We start from the raw sequence: 22499 nt of genomic DNA, 5'->3' as shown, positions 1-22499 counted from the left end.
CTGAGAACGGTGACCGACGACTCGCTCCCCGAGCTCCGGGCCTCCGACGCAGACCGCGAACACCACGCCGAGGTGCTCAGACGCGCCGCCGGCGAGGGCCGTTTGACGATGGATGAGCTCGACGAGCGGCTGACCACCGTCTATGAGTCGCGGACCCACAGCGAGCTGCAGCGGCTGATCGCCGACGTCGTCGCCCCCGGCGACCAGGCGCACCCGGCGACCCGCGGCAAGCGCATGCCGGTCAAGCGCGGGGAGGACGGGGCGAACTGGCTCGTCTCGATCATGAGCGGCCGCGAGCGCAAGGGGCGCTGGCGCGTCGGCCCGCACCTGAAGGTCATCAACTTCATGGGCGGCTCGGATCTGGACCTCTGCGACGCAGAGCTCGCCGACGACGTCGTCCGACTCACCGTCGTCGCGCTCATGGGCGGGGCGGAGATTCGCGTGCCCGACGGCGTCAACGTGGAGCTGAGTGACTTCGCCTTCATGGGCGGCAACAGCACCGACATCGGGGAGGATCACCCCGATCCCGGCGGCCCGACGATTCGCCTGAGTCTGATCTCGATCATGGGCGGCATCGACGTCAAGCGCGGGCGCAAGCTCACACGCGCCGAGCGCAAGGCCCAGAAGCACCTACGGCACGGGAGCTGAGACCGCGGGGCGCTCGAGCGCCCGCGGGACCAGCAGCGCGGTGATCGGCCCGATCGCGAGCCGCTCCGTAGTGCCCGGGGGAAGGTCGCCGCGCCCGGTGCGCGGGTCGCGCGGCGGGACCGGCAGCCCGAAGAGCTTGTGGCCGTGCTCGGCGGCGTACACGCGCAGCGCTCGACCCGCATCCGGCCGCCCGAGGCGCCAACCCGCGGCGATCAGCTGCGATCCGTGCCAGAGCTCCCAGCGCCAGCGCCGGAACGGCATCCGCCCTGGAGGGAGCGGATACAGGCTGTAAGCGAACTCGAGGCCGTGAACGGTCGGCACGTGCTCCACCCACGCTAGCGTGCCCAGATGACAGCCAACCCCCGATCGGGGGGTGGTTCGTCTGCTATCGAATTAGGCGTGGTCGCTGCCCTCCCGCTTTTCGGTGCATTTCTCGCGGGTCTCGGCACGCGCCGGTGGCTGCAGCAGCACGTCACGATCCTCTTCCGGCTCCAGCTCGCGGGCGGGATCGGGCTGCTGTCCGTCCTCGCCGGCTGGAGCTTCAACGTCAGCGTCCGCAATGTTGCCGCGATCGGGGTCCTGCTCGTCGCCCAGCTGACGTCGGTCGCCGTCGCCTCCCGCGTGTTCCGCAAGCGCACGGACGGCGCGCTGTTCTCGTTCTGGATGTTCGGCAACCCGACGTTCTGGACGGCGCCCGTGGCCGCGGCCGCGCTCGGGGCCGAAGCGGCGGTGTTCGTGATCGCCTACGACATGCTCACGCAGGCGCGGATCGCGATCGGCGTGCGCGCGATGCGCTCCCACGCGCCGAAGAGCCAGTCCGCAAAGACCGCGCTGGCGGACTACGCGCCGACCATCGCCGCCATGAGCGGGCTGCTGCTCGGCCTCGTCTTCCCGGCGCCGGATTTCGTCGACTCCGTCGTCGCGGTGCTCGGCATCGTGATGGCGTTCTTCGGCTTCATGCTGCTCGGCGTCTCGTGGCCGCGCAACCGCTGGACCGGCGTGCCGCAAGTGGCGATGACCGTCCGCGCGCTCGCGCTGCACTTCACGCTCGTCCCGGCGCTGCTGGGCCTCGCGACGCTGGCCGGGGTCGACCTTCCGGGTGCGGTCTGGCTGCTCGCGTTCGGCCCGGTGCCGACCTCGGTCGTCTCCTTCTCGCAGGTCTACGGCTACTCGCCGCGGACGGCGGCGACCGGGCTGGCGATCAGCATCGGGTGCGCGATCGCGCTCCTGCCGCTCTCGCTCACGCTCGCCGGCTGACGAAGCCGGCGAGCACGCGCGACGCGCCGTAGTACACGACCGCCGCGATACCCCAGTTCACAGCGAGGGAGCGGCGAGCGGAGCTGAGCTCGAACATCCCGTTGAACGGTCCGGCAAGCCAGTTGGCAGCGTCGCGGACGGCCTCGACGATGTCGTTGGCCCGGTTGGCCTTGAGCAGGACGAGGACGATCCCCGCGAGCAGGACCAGCGCCACCGCCGTGCCCACCAGCTCGATCGCCTTGGAAAGCTGACTCATGTGCGTTCATAGGATGGCGGCCATGGCCGACGTCCTGATCACTGAGTTCACCGATCCCGCGTGCCCGTGGGCCTATTCCGCCGAGCCGTTCCGGCAGCACCTGAACTGGCTGTACGGCGACGCGATCGAGTGGCACGTGCGGATGGTCGTGCTCTCGGAGTCCACCGAGCAGCTCGCAAACTCCGGGTTCGGCGTCAAGCAGCTGGCGGGCGCGTACCGGCGGATCGCGCACGATCACGGGATGCCGATGGTCACGTCGGCGCCCGAGCGGATGGCGGTGTCGCTGCCGGCCTGCACCGCCGTGGTGGCGGCCCGGCTGCACGCGCCCGAGCACACCCGGCCGCTCCTGCGCGCGCTGCGGGTGCGCAACTTCTCGGGTGAGCTGCTCGACGCGCCCGAGACGATCATGGGCGCGGCGCTGGATGCCGGGCTGGACCCGCGGGCGCTCGCCGGGTGGATGGTCCGCGACGACGTGCTCGCAGCGGTCGCGGAGGACAAGGCCCTGGCCCGCGCGCCGATGCCCGCGGCGCTGGTGCTCGACTCCAAGCTCGCGGGATGGGCGGGCGGGCGGCGCTACACCTGCCCGAGCTACGAGATCACCCGCGTCAGCGACGGCCTGCAGGTGGTCGCGCCCGGCTTCCAGCCCTTCCTGACCTACGAGGTCCTGCTCGCGAACCTGCTCCCGGACGTCGCCCGCCGCGAAGCCCCGGCGAGCGTCGTGGAGGCCCTCGCGTGGGCGGGTGAGCCGCTGGCCTCGAAGGAGGTCGCGGAGCTGTGCGGGCTGTCGGTCCCGGACGCCCGCGAAGCGCTCGGCCGCGTCGCGACAGAGCGCCACGTCGGCGCCGATGGCTTCTGGTCCCTGACTTAAACCCCACCTAAGGGGTCTGGCCCCTTAGGTGGGGTTTAGGGAAGCGACGTGCTCGCGGCGATGTAGTCCAGATAGCGCTCGCGGGGATCTCCGCCCATCGATTCGAAGAACGAGATCAGCCGTCCGGTTGACATCCAGGCGGGCGACGTGCCGGCGACGAAGTGGGTGTGACTCGACCACGGCCACTGGTCAGGGGCACGGCACAGGCCGGCCTTGACCGGGTTGTGGACGATGTAGTTCGTCGTCACCCACAGGTGGGCGTCGTTGTTCATCAGTTTCGAGTCGTATCGTGCGCCGTAGACGTGGCCTGCTTTCTTGTGACGGCGGTTAAAGGCCTGCGCATACGGCCCATGGAGCCGCTGCATCCCGTTTCCGAGGTTGGCCTTCGGAGTCTCGATCAAGAGATGCATGTGGTTGCCCATCAAGCAGTAGGCCAGGCAGTGCCAGGACATGTGTTGCACGACCCGCCCGAGCCTCCACAGGTAGCGCCTGCGATCGTCGTCGTTGATGAAGATCGTCTGCTTCGCGGCTCCTCGTGACCACACGTGGTGGATGCCGCCTGCGAGCTCGAGGCGTGGCTGTCTGGGCATGCCATTGGTAGCTCGGCAGCCCGTCCCTTCGCCCCTCGCCCGAACTTAAATCCCACCTAAGGGGTCTGGCCCCTTAGGTGGGGCTTAATTTCTAGGCGGCGAGTTCGATCGCGATCTGTTCGAGGATGTCCAGGCCCTCCTGGGCGCCGGATTCCATGCCCGTGCCGATGATCATGTCGCGGATCTCCTTGGTGTCCACGCTCGTGAGCATCGACAGCTTGGTCCGGCCGCCGTCGAGGTCCTCGAACGTGCAGGTGACGACGGCCGCGCCCGCCTCGGGCGCGCCTTCGAAGATCTCGGTGTTGACCAGCTTCTCGTTCGGGACGATCTCCTGGTATTCGCCGTGGAAGGCGACCTCGAAGCCGGCGTCGGCGACCATCACGTAGCGCCATCGGCCGCCGACTCGCAGGTCGATGTCGGCGATCGTGACGTTGCCGCGCTTGCCCGCCCACCAGCGCTTGACCAGCTCGGGGGTCGTGTACGCCTTGAACACCAGCTCGCGTGGCGCGTCGAACTCGCGCACCATGAGGATCTCGGTGTCGGACGGAAGGGTGAGGATTGCGCTACCGGTGGTCGCGGGCATCGTCTTGCTCCTGTTTGAGGTCTTCGAGAACGTCGTCCAGCGCCTCGAACCGCTCCGACCACGTCCGCTCGTACGTCTTCACCCAGTCGTGAATGGGCTTGAGCGCGTGGCCGTTGAGCCGGTAGAGCCGCTGACGGCCTAGATCACGCACGTCGACCGCTCCCACTTCGCGGAGGACACGCAGGTGCTTGGACACCTGTGGCTGGCTCATGCCCAGCAGCTGCACGAGGTCGTTGACAGGACGCTCGCCGCCGGCCAGGAGATCGAGGATCTCACGCCGCCGGGGCTCTGCCACCGCGTTGAACGCGTCCGCTGTCGTCGCTGCACGGGCCATCTGACAGACATATTCCCATATCGGAATGCGACGTCAAGTACGGCTACCACGAATCCGCCGCGAGACCTGGTCCGCGGCGCGCGCGACGTGCACGGCGAGCGCCTCGGCCGACTCACCCGCCTCGTAGGTCACCGCCACCGCGGCGATCGGATGACCGGTGTGATCGCGCACCGCGCAGGCGACCGACGCGAAGCCGGGGGTCACGAAGCCGTCCTCGACCGCATAGCCACTCTTCCGCGCAGCGCTCAAGAGCGCACGCAGCTGTGTCAGCGAGGCAGGACCCGCGTCGTGGCGGCGCGTGAGCACCCGGCGGCTGGGGAACAGCGCGTCGACCTGCTGCGCCGGCAACGCGGCGAGCATCGCCAGGCCGGAGGCGGTGAGGTGGGCGGGGAGGCGCACCCCGACGTCGGTCACCAGGCCCGGGCGCCCGGGCGCGCGCTCTTCGATCACGTACAGGACCTCGCGGCCCTGCAGCAGCGCAAGATGCGCGTTGTGGGTGGTGGCGGTGACGAGGCGGGTGAGGACGGTGCGCGCGATCCAGCGCAGCGGGTCCTGACGCACGTAGGCGCTGCCGAGCTCGTACGCGCCGACGCCGAGGCCGTACCGCCGCTCCTCCGGCAGGTGCACGACGAACCCCTCGTCGATCAGCACGTTGAGCAGGTGGTAGGTGCTGCTGCGCGGGAGGTCGAGGTCGCGCGCGATCGCCGACGCCGGCAGCGGCGCGGCGTGGCGGGCGAGGAGCTTGAGCAGCTGCAGCGCCTGGGCGGCGGCGGGGGCGTTTTGTCTCAGATCCGAGACAGTACCGCCGCGAGTTGCTTTCCCACAGGCGGGCGCGATGGTCTGATGCGGCCCATGTTCATGTCGCCGGTCATGGTCGGTGTGGGTGCGCCGTCACTCGAGGACGTCGTCGCCGTCGCACGCGAAGGTTCGCCCGTCGAGCTGTCGGCGGATGCGCTGGCCGAGATCGCGCGCAGCCGCGCGGTGATCGACTCGCTCGCGGCCGACGTCGTGCCGCATTACGGGGTGTCGACGGGGTTCGGCGCGCTCGCGACGCTGCACATCCCCGTCGAGAAGCGCCTCGAGCTGCAGCGCGGGCTGATCCGCAGCCATGCCGCGGGCTCGGGCGACGAGGTCGAGCGCGAGGTCGTGCGCGCGCTGATGCTCCTGCGGCTCTCGACGCTCGCCACCGGCCGGACGGGCGTGCGGGTCCAGACGGCCACCTCCTACGCCGCGCTGCTGACCGCGGGGATCACCCCGGTCGTGCACGAGTACGGCTCACTCGGCTGCTCCGGCGACCTGGCGCCGCTCTCGCACTGCGCGCTGGCGCTGATGGGGGAGGGTCCGGTCCGCGACGCGACCGGGGCACGGCGCGACGCCGCCGACGCGCTGCGCGAGGCCGGCATCGAGCCGGTCGTGCTGGCCGAGAAGGAAGGCCTCGCGCTGATCAACGGGACCGACGGGATGCTCGGGATGCTCGCGCTGGCGATCGCCGACCTCCGCAATCTCCTCGTCGTCGCTGACATCACCGCCGCCATGAGCGTCGAGGGCCTTCTCGGCACCGACCGGGTCTTCGCCGCCGACCTGCACGCGCTGCGCCCGCAGGCCGGCCAGTCGGCCGCCGCCGCGAACATGCGCGCCGTCCTCCACGGCAGCCCGATCGTCGCGTCCCATCGCGGGCCGGAGGACACGCGGGTGCAGGACGCCTACTCGCTACGCTGCGCGCCGCAGGTGGCGGGAGCGGCGCGCGACACCGTCGCGCACGCCGCCATGGTGGCGGCGCGGGAACTCGCGTCGGCGATCGACAACCCCGTCGTGACCATCGACGGCCGCGTCGAGTCCAACGGCAACTTCCACGGCGCGCCCGTCGGCTACGTGCTCGACTTCCTGGCCATCGCCGCCGCCGATGTGGCATCGATGGCCGAGCGGCGCACCGACCGCTTCCTCGATGTCTCACGCAACCACGGCCTGCCGCCGTTCCTCGCCGAGGATCCGGGCGTCGACAGCGGCTACATGATCGCCCAGTACACGCAGGCGGCCATCGTCTCCGAGCTCAAGCGCCTCGCGGTTCCCGCAAGCGTCGACTCGATCCCGTCCTCCGCCATGCAGGAGGACCACGTCTCGATGGGCTGGAGCGCCGGGCGCAAGCTGCGCCGAGCGCTGGACGGCCTGACCCGCGTGCTGGCGATCGAGCTGCTGACCGCCGCGCGTGGCATCGACCTGCGCGCGCCCCTCGCGCCCGCCGCCGCCACCGGCGCGGTGCTCGCCGCGCTGCGCGAGACGTGCGCCGGCGCCGGCGCCGACCGTTTCCTCGCCCCTGAGATCGAGGCCGCCGTGGCCTTCGTTCGTGACGGCGGCGCCGTGCGCGCCGCCGAGTCTGTGACCGGCCATCTGGAGGTGCCATGACCGTCTCTTCCATCCGCGCGGCGCGCGGAACCGACCTCTCGTGTCTGGGGTGGCAGCAGGAAGCCGCGCTGCGGATGCTGCAAAACAACCTTGATCCTGAGGTGGCGGAGCACCCGCAGGAGCTCGTGGTCTACGGTGGCACCGGGAAGGCGGCGCGCAACTGGGCGTCGTTCGATGCCATCGTCCGCACGCTGAAGACTTTGAAGGACGACGAAACGCTGCTCGTCCAGTCCGGCAAGCCCGTCGGCGTCATGCAGACCCACGAGTGGGCGCCGCGCGTGCTGATCGCCAACTCGAACCTCGTGGGTGACTGGGCGACGTGGGACGAGTTCCGCCGCCTCGAGGCGCTCGGGCTGACGATGTACGGCCAGATGACGGCCGGCTCGTGGATCTACATCGGCTCTCAGGGCATCCTCCAGGGGACGTATGAGACGTTCGCCGCGGTGGGGGAGAAGCGCTTCAACGGCTCGCTCGCCGGGACGATCACCTTGACCGGCGGCCTGGGTGGCATGGGCGGCGCGCAGCCGCTGGCGGTGTCAATGGCCGGCGGCGTCTCGATCACGGTCGAGGTCGATGCCTCACGCATCGTGCGCCGCCTGCAGTCCGGCTACCTCGACGTCGAGGCGCGTGACATCGACCACGCGCTCGAGCTCGCGATCGAGGCGCGCGACGCCAAGACGCCGTTGAGCATCGGCCTGCTCGGCAACTGCGCCGAGGTCTTCCCCGACCTCCTCCAGCGCGGCGCGCCGATTGACATCGTCACCGACCAGACCTCCGCGCACGACCCGCTGGCGTACGTCCCGCGGGGTGTGGCGTTCGAGGACTGGGCCGACGAGCGTCAGAAGCCAGGGGCCACCGACCGCGCCCGCGAGTCCATGGCCCGCCACGTCGAGGCGATGGTCGGCTTCCAGGACAAGGGCGCCGAGGTCTTCGACTACGGCAACTCGCTGCGCGCCGAGGCCAAGCTCGGCGGCTACGAGCGCGCCTTCGAGTACCCGGGCTTCGTTCCCGCTTACATCCGCCCGCTCTTCTGCGAGGGCCGCGGCCCGTTCCGCTGGGCCGCGCTGTCCGGCGATCCCAAGGACATCGCCGTCACCGACAAGGCCGTGCTGGATCTCTTCCCGGAGAACGAGTCGCTCGCGCGCTGGCTGAAGATGGCGGCCGAGAAGGTCCAGTTCCAGGGCCTGCCGGCGCGGATCTGCTGGCTCGGCCAGGGCGAGCGCAACCTCGCGGGCGCGGCGTTCAACGACCTCGTGGCGAGTGGCGCGGTCGCCGCCCCGATCGTCATCGGCCGCGACCACCTCGACACCGGCTCGGTCGCCTCGCCCTACCGCGAGACCGAGGCGATGCTCGACGGCTCCGACGCGATCGCCGACTGGCCGCTGTTGAACGCGATGGTGAACGTCGCCTCCGGCGCCAGCTGGGTCTCGATCCACCACGGCGGCGGCGTGGGCATCGGCCGCTCGATCCACGCCGGTCAGGTGAGCGTCGCGGATGGCACGGAGTTGGCGGCGAAGAAGCTCCAGCGGGTGCTGACCAACGATCCCGCCACGGGCGTCATCCGCCACGTCGACGCGGGCTACGACCGCGCCTCCGAGGTCGCCGCCGAGCGCGGCGTCCGCGTGCCGATGGCGGAATGACGCGCTATCACGCCGATTTCGCGTGGCTGGGCGGTGACTCGGTCGCGGCGGACGTCCTGATCGAGGTCGAGGGTGAGCGCATCGCCGCGGTCACCCCCGGCGTCCGACGTGATCGCGAGGTGCGACTGCGCGGCGTCACGCTCCCCGGCCTCGCCAACGCGCATTCGCACGCGTTCCAGCGAGCGCTGCGCGGGCGCACGCAACGGGGCGGCGGCAGCTTCTGGACCTGGCGCGAGGACATGTACGCGCTCGCGGGCAGGATCACGCCTGACGACACGTTCGAGCTGGCCAAGGGCACCTACACCGAGATGGTCAAGGCCGGGATCACCTGCGTGGGCGAGTTCGACTACGTGCACCACAGCGACGCGCTGATCGCGGCGGCGAAGGAGGTCGGCATCCGGCTCACGCTGCTCGACGCCTGTTACATCGCAGGCGGCTTCGGCGAGCCGCCCGCCGGCGCTCAGGCGCGCTTCAGCGACGGCGACGCGCTCGGCTGGGTCGAACGCGTCGACGAGATCAAAGGCGCGAAGGTCGGGGCCGCTATCCACTCCGTCCGTGCCGTGCCCGCCCGCCAGATGGACATCGTGGTCGAGTGGGCCGAGGGCAAGCCGCTGCACTTCCACGTCTCCGAGCAGCGCGCGGAGAATGAAGCCTGCCTCGCCGCGCACGGCTTCACGCCGGTGCGCCTGCTGGCCGAGCACGGTGCGCTCGGCCCGAACTCCACCGCCATCCATGCCACCCACCTCACCGAAGCCGACAAGCAACTCCTCGCCGAGACCACGATCTGCATGTGCCCGACGACCGAGCGCGACCTCGCCGATGGCATCGGCGACGCCGGCCCCAACCTCAGCCTCGGATCCGACAGCCACGCGATCATCGACCTCTTCGAGGAAGCCCGGGCGGTCGAGCTGAACCTGCGGCTGAAGACCGAGCGCCGCGGCCACTTCACGGCGCAGGCGCTGCTGCGCGGCGCGACCAACCACGCGAGCCTCGGGTGGGAGGACGCCGGCCGGATCGAGCCCGGCGCGCTCGCCGATCTCGTCACGGTCGGCCTCGACTCGCCGCGCCTGGAGACGGCCGAACGCGACACGCTGCTCGAATCGATCGTCTTCGCCGCGACCGCCGCCGATGTCACTCACACGTTCATCGGCGGCCGCCCGTGCTGATCCTTAAACCCCACCTAAAGGGCCAGACCCCTTAGGGGCGCTTTATGCTGATCGACAACATCGGAACGCTGGTCACGAACGACCCTGAAATCGGCACAGTGCAAGGCGCGGCGCTGGTGTTCGACGGCGCGTTCGTAACCTATGCGGGACCTAAAGGCTCGGTACCTGAAGGCGTCGACGGGGAGCGCGTCGACGCTGCCGGACGGGCCGTCATCCCCGGCTTCGTCGACTCCCACGGCCACCTGGTCTTCGCCGGCGACCGCGCGGAGGAGTTCGCCGCCCGCATGGAAGGCCGCCCGTACACGGCCGGCGGCATCAAGACCACGGTCAAGGCCACACGAGAAGCCAGCGACGAGCAGCTCGGCGGCAACCTCGACCGGCTGATCAACGAGGCCCTGCGCTCCGGCACGACGACCGTCGAGACCAAGTCCGGCTACGGCCTGACCGTGCCCGACGAGCGGCGAAGCCTCGAGATCGCGACGCCGCGCACACCCGAGACCACCTTCCTCGGCGCCCACGTCGTCCCGCCGGAGTACGACGCCGACGCCTACGTCGACCTCGTCAAGGGCGAGATGCTCGACGCCTGCGCGCCGCACGCCCGCTGGATCGACGTCTTCTGCGAGAAGGGCGCCTTCGACGGCGACCAGACCCGCGCGATCCTCGAGGCGGGCATCAAGAAGGGCCTCACGCCGCGAGTCCACGCCAACCAGCTGGGCCACGGGCCCGGCGTGCAACTCGCGGTCGAACTGCACGCGGCCTCCGCGGACCACGTCACCCACGTCACCGACGACGACATCGACGCCCTCGCGAACTCCGACACCGTCGCCACCCTGCTGCCGGGCGCGGAGTTCTCGACCCGCGCCCGCTATCCCGACGCGCGGCGCCTGATCGACGCCGGCGTCACCGTCGCGCTCGCCGCCGACTGCAACCCCGGCTCGAGCTACACGACGAACCTTCCGTTCTGCATCGCGATCGCGGTGCGAGAGATGGGCATGACCACCGACGAAGCGGTCTGGGCCGCAACCAAGGGCGGAGCACTAGCGCTGCGCCGCTCGGACGTTGGTCATCTCGCGCCGGGTGCCCGCGCCGACGCGATCCTGCTCGATGCTGGAAGCCATATCCATCTGGCGTACCGTCCAGGCGTCCCGCTCGTCGCCGCGGTGTTCCGCGGCGGCGTGCGAGCCGGCTAGGTCCAGGTGGCGCGGGCCTCGGCCAGCGTCGGCAGGAGCAGCGAAGCGGTGATGGCGGTGCTGACCGCGAGAAGCTTGATCTTGTTCATGGGAGGAAGCTTCGGGGGTGGCGGCTACGGCGCGGTAATGCGCCGGTAACGCGTGCGATGGATGCCAGCGTCGCGGCGAGCGCCGGGCGCTGCACCGCCCCGCGGCGCACGAGCGCGCTGATGTGACGCCGCGGCGGCGCGGGCAGTGCGCGGACGTAGTGCACGCCCGCGGTGGGCGTAGCGGCCAACTCCGGCACGAATGCGGCGCCGAGGCCGGCCGCCACGAGCGCGAGGATCAGCCCGGCGTCGTCGGCGCGGTGCGCGATCCGTGGGGTGAAGCCCGCCGCCTGGCAGGCCTGCTCGACGGCGCCGACGTACTGGGTCCCGGCGATCCCGCTGATCCATGGCCGGCCGGCCATGTCCGCGAGCGCGACCGGCTCGGCCACCGCCGCCGGCAGCGCCAGCAGCAGCGGCTCGGAGAGCAGCACGTGCTCCTCCAGGCCGCCGGCAGGGGCGCCCGGCACGTCGTCGTAGCGCTCCGACAGCAGCATGTCGAGCTCCCCGGAGCGCAGCAGCCCGATGCCGTCCTCGGGCTCGTGCTCCCGGATCGAGCACGCGAGCGCGGGATGCTCGACCGCGAGCGCCCGCACCGCGGGAGCGACGAGTTCGGCCGCTGCGCTGGGGAACGCGCCGATGATCACTTCGCCCTGCACGGTGCCATGCTCGGCGGCGAGCTCGGCTTCGGCGGCATCGAGCTCCGCCAGCACGAGGTCGGTGCGCGCGACGAGGCGCCGCGCCGCCGGGGTGAGGCGCACGTGTCGCCCGTCGCGTTCCAGCAGCGGCATGCCCACCTCGCGCTCGAGCTGCGCGAGCGACTGCGAGACCGCCGACGCCGAGTAGCCGACCGCCCGCCCGACCTCGGCGATCGTGCCGCGCCGGGCCAGCTCACTCAGCAGTCGCAGCCGGCGCAAGTCGAGCATTCGTAAGCACAGCTTACGCCGACCGTCACCAACCGGTGCTTGTGCTTGACGACAATGCGCCCCGATACTGGCCGTCGTGGACGAACAGCGCTATCAGCCGATGCCGAGCATCGATCAGCTGCCGGGATGGCTGTGGCACCGGACCGGCCGCCGCGCGCGCTTCGGGCTCGCGCTGGTGTTGGTGGCGGCGCTCGCGTTCACGGCCATCCTCGTACCGGCCATCCGCCGCGATCAACGGGCACACGCCGCGGCGGAGCGGCACGCTGAGGCCGCGCGCCACGCGGCGAGCGTCGCGGCGCTGATCCGCGAGCAGCGCCCGCGCTTCGGCCGCTCGACGGCGTCCCAGCGGCCGGCGATGCTGCGCGACCTCGGGTCCGCGATCGTCGCCGACGCCCGGGCACGCCGGCTCGACGGCCCGGTCCTGCACGCCCGCTGCGAGCCGTTCCCGAAGACCGTCGGCGAGCCGCCGCCCGAGCTCGACCCCCGGAAGGCCGCCGGCAGTTACTCCTGCGTCGCCGTCACCAGTGAGATCGGCCGCAGCGCCGCCTCCTCCGGCGGTGAGATCGGTCACCTCTACCGCGCGAGCCTCGACTTCACCACCGGTCGCTTCGCGCTCTGCAAGGTCGCCGGGCGCCCGGATCCGGTCCCCGACCCCGAGGTAACCACACCTCGAGCGTGCGCCGGGGGGCGGTTGCCCGCACCCTGAGCACCCGGATCCGGGTGTCGCCCGATGCCCGCGCGCCCGCCGGCCCGGATGGTTGCGGGCATGAAACTGCTGAGACCGACCCTGCTCTTCTGGGTGTGCATCCTCGCCCTGTTGGGCGCCGCCACCGCCGGAGCACAGACACCGCTGGAAGCGTCGTTTGAGGTCACGCCGGCCGAGCCCACGGTCAACGAGCTCGTGACGCTGACCGACACGACGAAGAACCCGACCAACGCCAAGCTCGAGTTCGCGTGGGACCTCGACGCCGACGACCAGTTCGACGACGGCACGTCGATGGCGATGACCCACACGTTCACCACGCCCGGTGCGCACCGCGTCGCTCTGCGGGTGCGCCGGATCGGCACCGTCACGGCCACCGACGTCGCGACGCGCACGATCGTGGTCAAGGCGGGCGGCACGGCGACCCCGACCCCGACCCCCACGCCGACCGCGACGAACACCCCCGAGCCGGTGCCGACGGTCATCCACGGCCCGAAGATCAACCTCCCGCCTCAAGCCCGGATCGCCCGTCAATGCGCGCCGATGGGGCCGACCCAGGTCTGTCTCGGGCCGATCGTGGCGCTCGACAAGCCGAAGACCTTCGACGCGAGCGAGTCCACCGACGGCAACGGCACGATCGTCCGCTACCAGTGGGACCTCGACGGCAACGGCGTCTACGACGTCGACACCGGAGCGAGCCCCACGCTGACGACGACCTACAAGGACGAGGCGCCCGCGGTCCTCAAGCTCAAGGTGACCGACGACGACGGCGCCACCGACGAGACCGGCATGGTGCTCAAGAAGCTCGAGCCGGAGTGCCAGTCCTGGATGCGGGTGTCCAAGATCGTCGCGACCGGCCCGTGCCTGCGCCGCTACACGCTCGACAACGGCAGGCAGTACCGCTCGGAGTTCCCCGTCACCGTTAATGGCATCACGATCGCCCCGCGCAACGGCAAGCGCGTGATGCTCAACGTGATCGGATCCGGCCTCCTGCAGCGCTTCGAGATCATCGGCGGCGACGCCATCGCGACGCTCCCGTTCAAGGCGGGCTTCGTGCAGGTGCAGGCGGGGCCGTTGCACTGGGTCCTGCGCGACGGCAAGCTGCAGAACGTCGCGGCCTATGACGGGCAGACCGTCAATGGGCTGCGGATCACCGGCGCGCCGCGTTTCTTCGAGCTGCCGTCCGCCGGCGTGAGCCGGACGAGCTTCTACGTGAAGCTGCCGGACGCGTTCGGGGCGCCGACGTCGGAGAAGCCGATCGTGCTCACGCAGCGCTCGAGCACGCCGCTGGGGACGGTCGCGTCCGCCGACGACGCGTTCGAGTTCACCGTCCCGAGCGCGTCGATCGGCCCGATCGCGCTCAACGGGCTGCTCGTTCGCTACGACGGTGACGGCCTGTGGGAGATCGAGGCCAACCTGCGGTTGCCGGTGCTCGACGCCTCGCTGGAGGCCAAGGCGGGGATCTACAAGGGCGACTTCAACTTCGCGGGCGCCGAGCTCCAGTTCGGCTCGCCGGGCGCGGGTCCGTTCGGGCCGGTCTTCCTGCAGCGCATCAAGTTCCGCGTCGAGGTCGACCCGAAGAAGAGCGAATGCGTCCCGCACCTGGGCGTCGAGACGTACGAGTTCCTCGGCTACAAGACGACGTACGACTACGGCGTCCCGACGTTCGCGCTCTGCGGCGAGGTCGGGCTGACCGGCGGTCCGAGCGTCCTCGGCGCGAGCCTGGTCTCGCTCGACGCCGGCCTCGGCCTGGCCACCTATGACGACCGCCCGTCGGTCATGCGCGCGTTCGGCAAGATGAAGGTCGGGCCGATCCCGTTCGCCGACGCGACGTTCGAAGCCCACACCGACGGCTTCCTGAAGGTGTCGGGCAAGTTCAACTACGGCTGGGACGGGTTCGCGTCGATCAGAGGGCACCTCGACGTCGGCGTGCTCGGCAAGAAGTTCAACGCCGAGGGCGGAGTGAAGGGCTGCCTGGAGTTCGTCGACTTCTGCCGCGGCGTCAACGCGCTCGTCTCCTCCAAGGGCATCGCGGTCTGCATGGTCATCGACTACTGGGTCGACGACTGGCGCCCGGGCTTCGGCTACAAGTGGGGCGACTCGCTGCCGACGCCGTACTTCTCCGGCTGCTCGCTCGGCCCGTACCGCGAGAACCTCAACCGCGCCATGGCCGCCTCAGTGGAGGAGCGGACGATCACCGTCCCCGCGGGCCTGCCGGGGACCGTCTTCGCCGCCACCGGCGCCGGCGCCCCGCCGAAGATCACCCTTGTCGGCCCCAAGGGCGAGCGCATCTCGACCCCTGAGGACCTGATGCCGGTCGAGGCCAAGCCGTTCTTCCTGATGAAGAACCCGCAGGCCAACCTCACGCAGGTCGCGGTCATGCGCCCCAGCGCGGGTGAGTGGAAGGTCATCGTCGAGGACGGCTCCGCGCCGGTCACCTCGCTGAAGGTCGCCAACGCGATGGAGCGGCCCAAGGTCGACGTGCAGGTCACCGGCAAGGGCGCGCAGCGCAAGCTCACCTACTCCGTCACCAAGGAGCCCGGGCAGACGGTCTCGTTCATCGAGCGCGGGCCCAGCACTTCCGGCGCCATCGGCGCCGTGAGCAAGCTCACCGGCGCGCTGAACTTCCACCCCGCCGGCGGCGCGGGCGAGAAGCGCGAGATCGTCGCGATCGTCGAGCAGGACGGGATGGTCTCCGACCAATTCGTCGTCGGCCACTACCAGGCGCCGAAGGTCTTCCGGCCGGGCCTCGTGAAGGGCGTCAAGGCCGCCAAGCGCGGCACCCGCCTGGCCGTCAGTTGGAAGGCCACGATCGGCGCCGAGCGCTACGTCGTCACGATCGCGCTCTCCGACGGCCGCCGCATCGTCAAGCAGGTCACGACCCGCTCGCTGATCCTGCGCACCACCGCGCGCGCCAAGCGCGTCACCGTCCGCGCAGTCACGGACGCGGGCGTCGTCGGCCGCTAACTGAAATCGCGTCGCCGCCGCTCGACAGGGCGGCGGTGACGCGGCAGGTCTGGAAGGGGGCGAGTTCTTGTCGCTCCCGCCTACAGAGGTCGGTTGCGTATAGATTTCCCGACCCACATGTAGGAGCTCCGAGTGCTCATCAAACGCCTCTGCATTCAGGTCATCGCCACTCTGGTCGTCGCCGTTGGGCTGTCGGTCCAGCCTGCGCACGCCGGGACGATGGTTGTGTATTCGTGTCACACGCCGTCGGGCCGGACCGTCGGCACGGACGGCTGGACTCTGTCCGCTGACAATGCCGTGCCTCGTGCAGGCGTCAGGGATAGCTGCGCCGACGGGCCAACCGGCGCACTTCGACTCGAAATTGAACGAGACGGCGCCCACGTTGACGGTTCGCAAGAGCTGAGCTGGACCTTTCGATCTGCAGACGCCACCACGATTTCGGAGTTCAAGGCCTGGGTGTGCGGACGTGCTTTCTCGTTCTGGGCGCTCGCGCGCTTCCGATGGCAAGCACCAGTGGGTGAGCCGAAATCGATGATCGTTTACAAGAGCCCTGACGGCGCACCGGACACGATGGGCTGCCAAGGAAGCCGTCCGTGGTGGTCGAGTTCCGCCAACCTGGTTCGGGCGAGCGAATTTGCAAGTTCCTGGCTCGAGATGACTGCTGGCTGCGGCGGTATCTGCGACGTCGAGCCGAAGGTCGCAGCGACGATGGAGCTCGGGGCGTTCGCTGCCTCCATATCGGACGCTTCGCCACCCACGGCGGTAGCGCCAACCGGTCCCGTCGTGTCGGATCAGGTCCACACAGGAGTCGAGACGATCCGGTTCTCTGTCACGGATAAAGGGGTCGGTGTGTTTCGGTTGCTCGGAGAGGTTCGCCCGCACCACGAAGGACCCTGGCTGCAATTCGCGGAGTCGATTCTCGGGGGTAGCTCATGCCGGCCGCTAGGCGAAACTGGGTACCTCTACGAATTCTCGTCGCCGCAACCATGTCCCACCGCGGTGGGCGATGCATCGCTGTCGATGGATAACACCCGCCTCGGGGTCGGCAGTCACGACTTTCGGGTGGTCGCGGAAGATGCGGCGGGAAATCGAACTCTGGTCTGGCAGTCGGACGCGTACGAGATCGGTACAAACGCGGAAGGAACCGCGCGGGCAAACCCCCGGCCGGCCCAGTTGAAGATCACCGCTCCTGGTACTCGCCGGCAACGGTCTGCGAAGGCCTTTCAGCTGCGAGGCAGCCTCGTCGATGCCGACTCCAATGCGATCGGTGGAGCTCTCGTGGTCGTGGAGAGCCGCGGCTACTTGCCGAAGAGCAATGCGCCCTTCGGCGGTTGGGAGACGGTAGGTACGGCCGTGACGGATGCCCGCGGTGCGTACCGGCTGCAAGTCCCTCGCGGCCCATCTCGAACGTTGCGCGTGAGTTACACCGCGCCCTCGAGCGAAGGCGCCTCGGCGGTGGCGCTCGTTGATGTCGTGGTTCCCGCTCAGATCACCGCGCGCGCTCGTCACGCCCGCGTACGGAATGGGAAGTCTGTCGTCTTCGACGGCCGGGTTGCCGGACCCATCCCTCAAGGCGGGCTCCTCGTTTCGCTCGAGGCTCGCGAGCCCGGGCGCTGGGTTCCCGTCGCGACGACTCGACGTCGCGTGCGGACGTCGCGGAGCGGACGGTTCTCGCTGCGCTATCGCTTCCGTCGCACGTTCAGTGCGACGACGTACCGGTTCCGAGTCGTCGCCGACGAAGATTCCGCGTTTCCGTATGCGCGCGGGGCGAGCCGCTCTCTCACGGTCCGCGTGCGTCCGTGAGTGAAAGTCAGTTGACGGACTCGACAAGGGCGAGGGTGACCTGGCATCCTCGCCCGCGATGCGGGCAGTCGTCGGGGCAGCGATCGTTGGGGCGTTATTGGCATTCGCGGCCCCGGCGCAGGCGTTCAAGTTCGATGTCACGTGGGCGTACGGCGTGGTCGCCGACAATCCGTTCAATGACCCCGACAGCGGCGCGTTGTTGCCCGCGACGGCGGTGTTCCCGCGCGGCCAGGTCAAGGATGCGGGCACGCCGGACTGCTGCGCGGTGAAGATGACGGTCACGGCGCTCGGAACGAGCGGTCAGGGCCTGTTCAGCTACGACACCAGCGACGGGAGCGCGGTCTACCGCAACATCGACCGGCGCATCGACACCAGCCCGAACACGATCGCGTCGGTGCGCTACGACCTGTGCCGTTCGGACGGACGGTGCGCGACGCACACGATCGCGCGGCCCGCGTCGCCGGCGCCCACCCCGCAGCCCGGTGTCTCGCCGACGCCCACGCCGACGCCCGCGCCGCCGTCGCCCGCGATCGATCAGGACGGCGACGGGTACCCGTCCTCGGTCGACTGCTCCGACGTCAACAACACGGTCCACCCCGGCGCGCGGGAGATCCCCGGCAACGGCATCGACGACGACTGCTCCGGCGGCGACCAGCCAGGCAAGGTGCTGGCGATCGTCAAGAGCGATTGGACGGTCACCCGCCGCACGGACCCGCGCGTGAAGCTGATGCAGGTGCGCGACGCGCCGGCCGGCGCGCAGGTCGACGTGCTGTGCAAAGGCCGCGGGTGCCCGTTCAAGCAGCGGCGCAAGGTCCTCGACGCCAACGGCGAGACCTCGCTCACGAAGCTCTTCAAGCACCGGCTGCGGCACGGCATCACCATCGATGTCGTGATCAGTTCGCCGAACATGATCAGCAAGGTGACGCGCTACGTGATCCGGCGCGGGGTCAACCCGAGCAGCCGCTCGATGTGCATCCCGCTCGGCTCGAACACGCCGCAGCGACGCTGTTAGACGCGTTCGGCGCCGCGCGCGAACGTCGCCGCCACTTCGGCTCGTGAGGCCACGCCGAGCTTGCCGAAGACGTTGCGCAGGTGGGTCTCGACGGTCTTGACCGAGAGGAAGAGCTCCTCCGCGATCGCCGGATTGGTACGGCCCGCGGCGACCAGCGCGACGACCTCGCGCTCGCGTGCGGAGAGCGTCGCGAGGCCGCCGAGCGCGTCGGTCGGCGCAGCGCGACGGCGGACCTGATCGACGCGGTGGCCGAGCTTGCGCAGCTCGCGCCGGGCGTCGTCGCGGTGGGCGTGCGCGCCGCCTTCGTCGAGTGCGAGCTCGGCGTCGCGGAGCTCGCGGATCGCACCCGCGCGGTCGCCGCCCGCCGCGAGCGCTCGGCCGAGCAGCACCTGCGCGCGCCGGCACTCGAACCGCAGCCCCGCCGCCTGCCCGAGCGCCTGCGCCTCACGCGCGGTCGCCGCCGCCGCACCCGCGTCGCCGCGCGCGAGCTCCAAGGCCGCCCGCGAGCGCTTCGCCAGCACGCCGGCCAGCGGGCGCACGAGGTTGGCCTCGATGCGCGCGACGTAGGACTCGGCCTCGTCGAGCTGGAGCAGGCCGATCGCGGTGTCGGTGAGGATGTCCCAGCCGATGCTGCGCTCGGCCGGGACCACCAGCGGCAACTCGACGCCGCCGCACCAGCGAAGGGTCGTCGCGCGGCTCGCCGCGAAATCGCCCTCCTCGGCCAGCACGGTGCTCAGCGCCCAGCCCGGCTCGGACTCCCAAAGGATGTTGCGCCCGGTCTCGTCGGCCAGCTCGCGGCTCTCCTCCAGCGCGACCCGCGCGCCCGCGGTGTCCCCGCTGTACCAGCACGTCAGCCCGTACTCCCACAGCGCCCACGAGAGGTGGTGGTGGTTGCCGCTCAGGCGCGCCGCGTCCACCGCCGCCGTGCCGGCGTCGCGCGCCTCGCCGATCCGGCCCTGCATCTCCAGCGGGAAGACGAACGAGAGCGTGAGCGGGACGATCAGGCGGTCCTGCCCGGTCGCGCGGCTCAGCTCCAACCCGCGGCGGGCGTGCTCCAGCGCGGCGTCGTAGCGGTCCAGGAACGTCTCCGACCAGGCGAGGTACCAGAGCGTCTCCAGCCGCTCCGCCAGCTCGTGGTCGGCGAGCTGGGCGGTCGCGGCCAGCGCCGCGTCGAGCGCCTGCTCGGCCTGTTCGCGCTGCCCGCCGGCGGCGCGGACGAGTGACAGCAGCGCCGCCGCCGAGGCAGTCGTGAGCCGGTCGGCGTGCTCGAGCGCCTGCTCGGCGCGCCGCGCGCTCGTCTCCAGATCGAGCCCGTAGAGGGCGTCGAAGGCCAGCTCGAGCCACAGGACGGGGGAGTCCCCGACCTCGCTCAAAGCCGCCAGCAGCCGGCGCCGGGCCTCGTCGTGGCGGCCGAGCCAGTGCTCCGTGGCCGCGCAGCCCGCGACCAGGCGGGTGTGCTCGGGGCTGCCGCGGTCCGGGGCGAGCGCGAGCGCCTCCAGCAGCGCGCGCCGGCTCTCCTCGAGGCGCCCGGCCGCCGACTCCGCGCCCGCGAGGTCCTCCAGCAGGCAGCGGCGGCGCTCGGCGTTGGGTCCGGGGAGCAGCCGGAGCGCGGCCTCGTACCAGCGGGCAGCGCTCGCGGGCGTCTGCGGGCGGACGGCGTCGCCCGCGGCGCGCAGCAGGGCGATCGCGGCCTCGTCCCCGTGTGCGGCGGAGAACTGGACGTGGTGGGCGAGCTGGACGGGCGCGGCGCCGCGGCGCTCCAGTGCCGCGGCCACGCGGGCGTGCGCGGCGAGCCGCCAGCCGCCACCCGCGCTCTCATACACCGCGCGGCGCACCAGCGGATGGCGGAACGTGAACTGGCGCGGCACGCTCGTCTCGCGCACGAGGCCCGCCGCCAGCAGCCCGTCGAGCTGGTCCAGCGCTTCGTCGGGGTCGATCTGGGCGGCCGCCGCCGCGAGGTCGGGCTCGAACGGGTCGCCGGCGACCGTCGCGCCCTCCAGCAGGCGCCGCGCCGGCGCGTCGAGGGCCCGCAGCTCGCCTCGGATCGCCTCCGTCACGGTTGTCGGGAGCTGGGCGCTTCCCGCACGGGCGCGCACGAGCTGCTGGAGGTAGAACGGGTTGCCGCCGCTCTCGCGCAGGACCGCGTCGCGGTGCGCGGGCGGCACGCCGGAGCCGATCAGCGCGAGCGCGTCGCCGGGGTCGAGCGGGCCGAGGTCCAGGCGCGTGATCGTTCCGTCGCGCTGGGCGTGGTGGAGGGCTTCGGCGAGCAGCAGCGGGATCTGCGCGCTGCGCATCGCCATCGCCACCAGCACCCGCGCCTGCGGGGTCCGGCGCAGCAGCGTGACCAGCAGCTCGAGCAGCGCCGGATCGGCGTCCTGCATGTCGTCGAGCGTGAGCACCAGCGGACGGGTGGCGGCGAGCCGGCCGACCAGCTCGAGCACGGCGCGGTGCGTGCGGTAGCGCTCGGCGGCGAGCGTCGGGGCGGCGGGCGCCTCGTCCTCCAGGGCGGGGAAGATCCCGGCGAGCTGCTGGAGCTCCAGGCCGCGCAGGCGGGGAGGGTCGAGCGTGCGCAGGTGCTCGTCGAGCGCGTCGACGAGCGCGCCGTAGGGCAGATCGCGCTCGAACTCCGCCGCTCTGCCCTTGAGCACGACGAGGCCGCGGGCGTCCGCGTCCTCGCGCAGGGCGCGCAGGAGCCGCGACTTGCCGATCCCCGGCTCGCCCACGACGGCGACCACGCCGGGCGCGCCGGCCTGCAACGCGTCAAGCGCTTGGCGCAACCGGGCCAGTTCACGTTCTCGCCCGATCACCATCACGATCCTCTCATAGGAGGAGGCCGACGTCAGCACGCATCGCGACCTCCTCGGCGAGGAGCAGCCCGGCACCGCGATCGAGGGGCAGCGGGCGGGAGAGCGCGATCAGGTCGGCGATCCGGTCGCCGAAGAGCACGAGCGCCCGCTGAGCGGGGAAGTGCCGCGAGGCCCAGGCGATGCCGTCGGCCGCGGGCGCGTCGTCGTGGAGACGCTTGGCGACCTCCGCGGTGTGTGCGTAGTCGGACGCAGGAGCCTCGAGGAGTGAGGGGTCGCTGAGCATGATGAGCTGGAGAGCGCGGGTGGCGCGCAGGCGGGTGAGGACGCGTCCCTCCAGCGCCGCGCGCGGCACATCACCGCCGGGCGGGACGTCGTGGAACTGGGCCTCGGCGATCGCCGTGGCATCGTCGCGGGCGGCGTCGAGCGTGGGGATGACCGGCGGGCCGAACGGGAGCCGGCGCGGCGTGCTGAACTCGTCCGGGGCGAAGCGGCGATGGTGCACGCGGACCAACTCCGTGCCCGCGGCGATCGGTTCGTAGATCACGTCGGCCGGTCGTGGAACGCGGCCGCCGCCGCGATCACCGCCGCGGGCTCGATGTCGAGCAGGTCGACGGGGCGGCGATCGCCCAGCCACCCGGTCACGGCGTTGAACCAGAGCGCCTGCTGCCACTCGCTGAGGCCGGCCGCGCGAAGGTGGGCCAGGACGGTCGCGATCGCGGGTCGCGGCTGTACGTCGGCGTCGAACTGGAACGCCGGAAAGACCGTGCTCCCGTTCCATTCGACGGCGAGCACGCGGCCGGCCGCGCGCCACGAGGAGGCTAGAGCCGAGCGGTTGATGGCGTGCGAACCGGCTCGATCGGCAACTTCGGAGCCTGGCCACGCGCCATGTTCGCTCATGAACTTCAGCCGAGCTTCGGCCGTTCGGTGGGAATGCCCCGCTGCGGAGAGCGGGGGGGACGACATGTGGCAGGAGCGCGTCGATGAACGGCGGCCAGACGCGCCCGCTCAGGCGCGGTGCCCTCTCGTGCGCCAAGAGAGATCTCCACCGCCTCGAGCTCGGAGATGATCGATTTGAACGATTGATCGAGTATCAATGGCGTCAGCGGCTAAAGCTTCAACAGATCGTCCATGCAACTCCTTATGTTTGTGAATTAGTCTGGGTGCTGACCATGCCCACCATTTCACCAACCTCATCTACTAATGGACATCGTCCTTCGGGGGAGACCTCGGAGGCTCGGATTGCCAAGGCCTTGGCGCATCCGC

General features: G+C 70.9%; 22 protein-coding genes. 12 read left to right on the top strand and 10 right to left on the bottom strand.

Features of this window, described 5'->3' with window-relative positions; translation table 11 throughout:
- Nucleotides 1-9 precede the first annotated feature (9 nt).
- Nucleotides 10-648 (top strand): DUF1707 SHOCT-like domain-containing protein, encoded by a 639-nt coding sequence (locus OM076_RS37710; RefSeq protein WP_270045346.1) that lies wholly within the window; start codon nt 10-12, stop codon nt 646-648.
- Here the strand turns inward: OM076_RS37710 and OM076_RS37705 are convergent.
- Nucleotides 631-969 carry a hypothetical protein gene (locus OM076_RS37705; RefSeq protein ID WP_270045345.1) on the bottom strand — a complete coding sequence of 113 codons (339 nt, stop codon included), beginning with the start codon at nt 967-969 and terminating at the stop codon, nt 631-633. The two genes, OM076_RS37710 and OM076_RS37705, sit on opposite strands and share 18 nt — an antisense overlap.
- 78 nt (nt 970-1047) lie before the next feature.
- Between OM076_RS37705 and OM076_RS37700 the strand changes: the two genes are divergently transcribed.
- On the top strand, nt 1048-1905 hold the full coding sequence (locus OM076_RS37700; RefSeq protein ID WP_270045344.1) for an AEC family transporter: 858 nt from the start codon (nt 1048-1050) through the stop codon (nt 1903-1905).
- Here the strand turns inward: OM076_RS37700 and OM076_RS37695 are convergent.
- Entirely contained in the window at nt 1889-2161 is a 273-nt protein-coding gene (locus OM076_RS37695; protein ID WP_270045343.1) for a hypothetical protein, read from the bottom strand. The genes OM076_RS37700 and OM076_RS37695 overlap by 17 nt on opposite strands.
- A 22-nt stretch (nt 2162-2183) precedes the next feature.
- On the opposite strand from OM076_RS37695, the gene OM076_RS37690 reads away from it, so the two are divergent.
- A complete protein-coding gene (locus OM076_RS37690; protein WP_270045342.1) occupies nt 2184-3029 on the top strand; it encodes a DsbA family oxidoreductase in 846 nt (281 codons plus the stop codon).
- Between the two features lie 35 nt (nt 3030-3064).
- On the opposite strand, the gene OM076_RS37685 is transcribed toward OM076_RS37690, so the two are convergent.
- The 4 genes from OM076_RS37685 to OM076_RS37670 all read right to left on the bottom strand — a co-directional run bounded on the left by OM076_RS37685 (nt 3065) and on the right by OM076_RS37670 (nt 5286).
- Complete coding sequence (locus OM076_RS37685; protein WP_270045341.1) at nt 3065-3619, bottom strand: transposase; 555 nt, start codon at nt 3617-3619, stop codon at nt 3065-3067.
- Between the two features lie 91 nt (nt 3620-3710).
- Nucleotides 3711-4202 (bottom strand): SRPBCC family protein, encoded by a 492-nt coding sequence (locus tag OM076_RS37680; RefSeq protein ID WP_270045340.1) that lies wholly within the window; start codon nt 4200-4202, stop codon nt 3711-3713.
- Nucleotides 4183-4536 (bottom strand): ArsR/SmtB family transcription factor, encoded by a 354-nt coding sequence (locus OM076_RS37675; protein ID WP_270045339.1) that lies wholly within the window; start codon nt 4534-4536, stop codon nt 4183-4185. Before OM076_RS37675 ends, OM076_RS37680 begins: the two co-directional genes overlap by 20 nt.
- Before the next feature lie 33 nt (nt 4537-4569).
- Nucleotides 4570-5286: an IclR family transcriptional regulator gene (locus OM076_RS37670; protein WP_372518131.1), complete on the bottom strand. Its 717-nt coding sequence runs from the start codon at nt 5284-5286 to the stop codon at nt 4570-4572.
- Between the two features lie 102 nt (nt 5287-5388).
- Here OM076_RS37670 and hutH point away from each other — a divergent pair, with 102 nt between their 5' ends.
- From hutH to hutI, 4 genes are read left to right on the top strand one after another with little or no spacing between them, the layout of a single operon-like run.
- A complete protein-coding gene (gene hutH / locus OM076_RS37665) occupies nt 5389-6939 on the top strand; it encodes a histidine ammonia-lyase (protein ID WP_270045338.1) in 1551 nt (516 codons plus the stop codon).
- Nucleotides 6936-8579 (top strand): urocanate hydratase, encoded by a 1644-nt coding sequence (hutU, locus tag OM076_RS37660; protein WP_270045337.1) that lies wholly within the window; start codon nt 6936-6938, stop codon nt 8577-8579. Before hutH ends, hutU begins: the two co-directional genes overlap by 4 nt.
- Nucleotides 8576-9745, top strand: a complete 1170-nt coding sequence (locus OM076_RS37655) for a formimidoylglutamate deiminase (protein WP_270045336.1) — start codon at nt 8576-8578, stop codon at nt 9743-9745. Before hutU ends, OM076_RS37655 begins: the two co-directional genes overlap by 4 nt.
- Before the next feature lie 44 nt (nt 9746-9789).
- A complete protein-coding gene (gene hutI, locus OM076_RS37650; RefSeq protein WP_270045335.1) occupies nt 9790-10935 on the top strand; it encodes an imidazolonepropionase in 1146 nt (381 codons plus the stop codon).
- Between the two features lie 85 nt (nt 10936-11020).
- Here hutI and OM076_RS37645 read toward each other — a convergent pair whose 3' ends face one another.
- On the bottom strand, nt 11021-11944 hold the full coding sequence (locus OM076_RS37645) for a LysR family transcriptional regulator (protein WP_270045334.1): 924 nt from the start codon (nt 11942-11944) through the stop codon (nt 11021-11023).
- Between the two features lie 76 nt (nt 11945-12020).
- Here OM076_RS37645 and OM076_RS37640 point away from each other — a divergent pair, with 76 nt between their 5' ends.
- The 4 genes from OM076_RS37640 (at nt 12021) to OM076_RS37625 (ending at nt 18429) form a co-directional block, all read left to right on the top strand.
- On the top strand, nt 12021-12650 hold the full coding sequence (locus tag OM076_RS37640; RefSeq protein WP_270045333.1) for a hypothetical protein: 630 nt from the start codon (nt 12021-12023) through the stop codon (nt 12648-12650).
- 60 nt (nt 12651-12710) lie between these two features.
- Nucleotides 12711-15614 carry a PKD domain-containing protein gene (locus tag OM076_RS37635; protein WP_270045332.1) on the top strand — a complete coding sequence of 968 codons (2904 nt, stop codon included), beginning with the start codon at nt 12711-12713 and terminating at the stop codon, nt 15612-15614.
- A gap of 132 nt (nt 15615-15746) precedes the next feature.
- Nucleotides 15747-17417: a carboxypeptidase-like regulatory domain-containing protein gene (locus OM076_RS37630; RefSeq protein ID WP_270045331.1), complete on the top strand. Its 1671-nt coding sequence runs from the start codon at nt 15747-15749 to the stop codon at nt 17415-17417.
- A 58-nt stretch (nt 17418-17475) separates the two neighbouring features.
- On the top strand, nt 17476-18429 hold the full coding sequence (locus tag OM076_RS37625) for a putative metal-binding motif-containing protein (RefSeq protein WP_270045330.1): 954 nt from the start codon (nt 17476-17478) through the stop codon (nt 18427-18429).
- Here OM076_RS37625 and OM076_RS37620 read toward each other — a convergent pair.
- The 3 genes from OM076_RS37620 to OM076_RS37610 are packed head-to-tail and all read right to left on the bottom strand — an operon-like array spanning nt 18426 to nt 22133.
- A complete protein-coding gene (locus tag OM076_RS37620; RefSeq protein WP_270045329.1) occupies nt 18426-21275 on the bottom strand; it encodes a helix-turn-helix transcriptional regulator in 2850 nt (949 codons plus the stop codon). The genes OM076_RS37625 and OM076_RS37620 overlap by 4 nt on opposite strands.
- Nucleotides 21250-21780: an RES family NAD+ phosphorylase gene (locus OM076_RS37615; RefSeq protein ID WP_270045328.1), complete on the bottom strand. Its 531-nt coding sequence runs from the start codon at nt 21778-21780 to the stop codon at nt 21250-21252. Before OM076_RS37615 ends, OM076_RS37620 begins: the two co-directional genes overlap by 26 nt.
- Nucleotides 21777-22133, bottom strand: a complete 357-nt coding sequence (locus OM076_RS37610) for a hypothetical protein (protein WP_270045327.1) — start codon at nt 22131-22133, stop codon at nt 21777-21779. Before OM076_RS37610 ends, OM076_RS37615 begins: the two co-directional genes overlap by 4 nt.
- Nucleotides 22134-22216: 83 nt before the next feature.
- Between OM076_RS37610 and OM076_RS37605 the strand changes: the two genes are divergently transcribed.
- Nucleotides 22217-22499, top strand: a 283-nt coding sequence (locus OM076_RS37605) for a hypothetical protein (protein WP_270045326.1), incomplete at its 3' end; no start/stop codon positions are given.

This window comes from Solirubrobacter ginsenosidimutans (genome assembly GCF_027587205.1).
Note: the sequence above shows the minus strand (reverse complement) of the source record. Positions and strands in the feature narration are given on the sequence as shown.

Coding starts and splice junctions, on each gene's coding strand:
- OM076_RS37695 (WP_270045343.1), bottom strand. CDS start 2,161: ATGAGTCAGCTTTCCAAGGCGATCGAGCTGGTGGGCACGGCGGTGGCG.
- OM076_RS37690 (WP_270045342.1), top strand. CDS start 2,184: ATGGCCGACGTCCTGATCACTGAGTTCACCGATCCCGCGTGCCCGTGG.
- OM076_RS37685 (WP_270045341.1), bottom strand. CDS start 3,619: ATGCCCAGACAGCCACGCCTCGAGCTCGCAGGCGGCATCCACCACGTG.
- OM076_RS37680 (WP_270045340.1), bottom strand. CDS start 4,202: ATGCCCGCGACCACCGGTAGCGCAATCCTCACCCTTCCGTCCGACACC.
- OM076_RS37675 (WP_270045339.1), bottom strand. CDS start 4,536: ATGGCCCGTGCAGCGACGACAGCGGACGCGTTCAACGCGGTGGCAGAG.
- hutH (WP_270045338.1), top strand. CDS start 5,389: ATGTTCATGTCGCCGGTCATGGTCGGTGTGGGTGCGCCGTCACTCGAG.
- hutU (WP_270045337.1), top strand. CDS start 6,936: ATGACCGTCTCTTCCATCCGCGCGGCGCGCGGAACCGACCTCTCGTGT.
- OM076_RS37655 (WP_270045336.1), top strand. CDS start 8,576: ATGACGCGCTATCACGCCGATTTCGCGTGGCTGGGCGGTGACTCGGTC.
- hutI (WP_270045335.1), top strand. CDS start 9,790: ATGCTGATCGACAACATCGGAACGCTGGTCACGAACGACCCTGAAATC.
- OM076_RS37645 (WP_270045334.1), bottom strand. CDS start 11,944: ATGCTCGACTTGCGCCGGCTGCGACTGCTGAGTGAGCTGGCCCGGCGC.
- OM076_RS37635 (WP_270045332.1), top strand. CDS start 12,711: ATGAAACTGCTGAGACCGACCCTGCTCTTCTGGGTGTGCATCCTCGCC.
- OM076_RS37625 (WP_270045330.1), top strand. CDS start 17,476: ATGCGGGCAGTCGTCGGGGCAGCGATCGTTGGGGCGTTATTGGCATTC.
- OM076_RS37610 (WP_270045327.1), bottom strand. CDS start 22,133: ATGAGCGAACATGGCGCGTGGCCAGGCTCCGAAGTTGCCGATCGAGCC.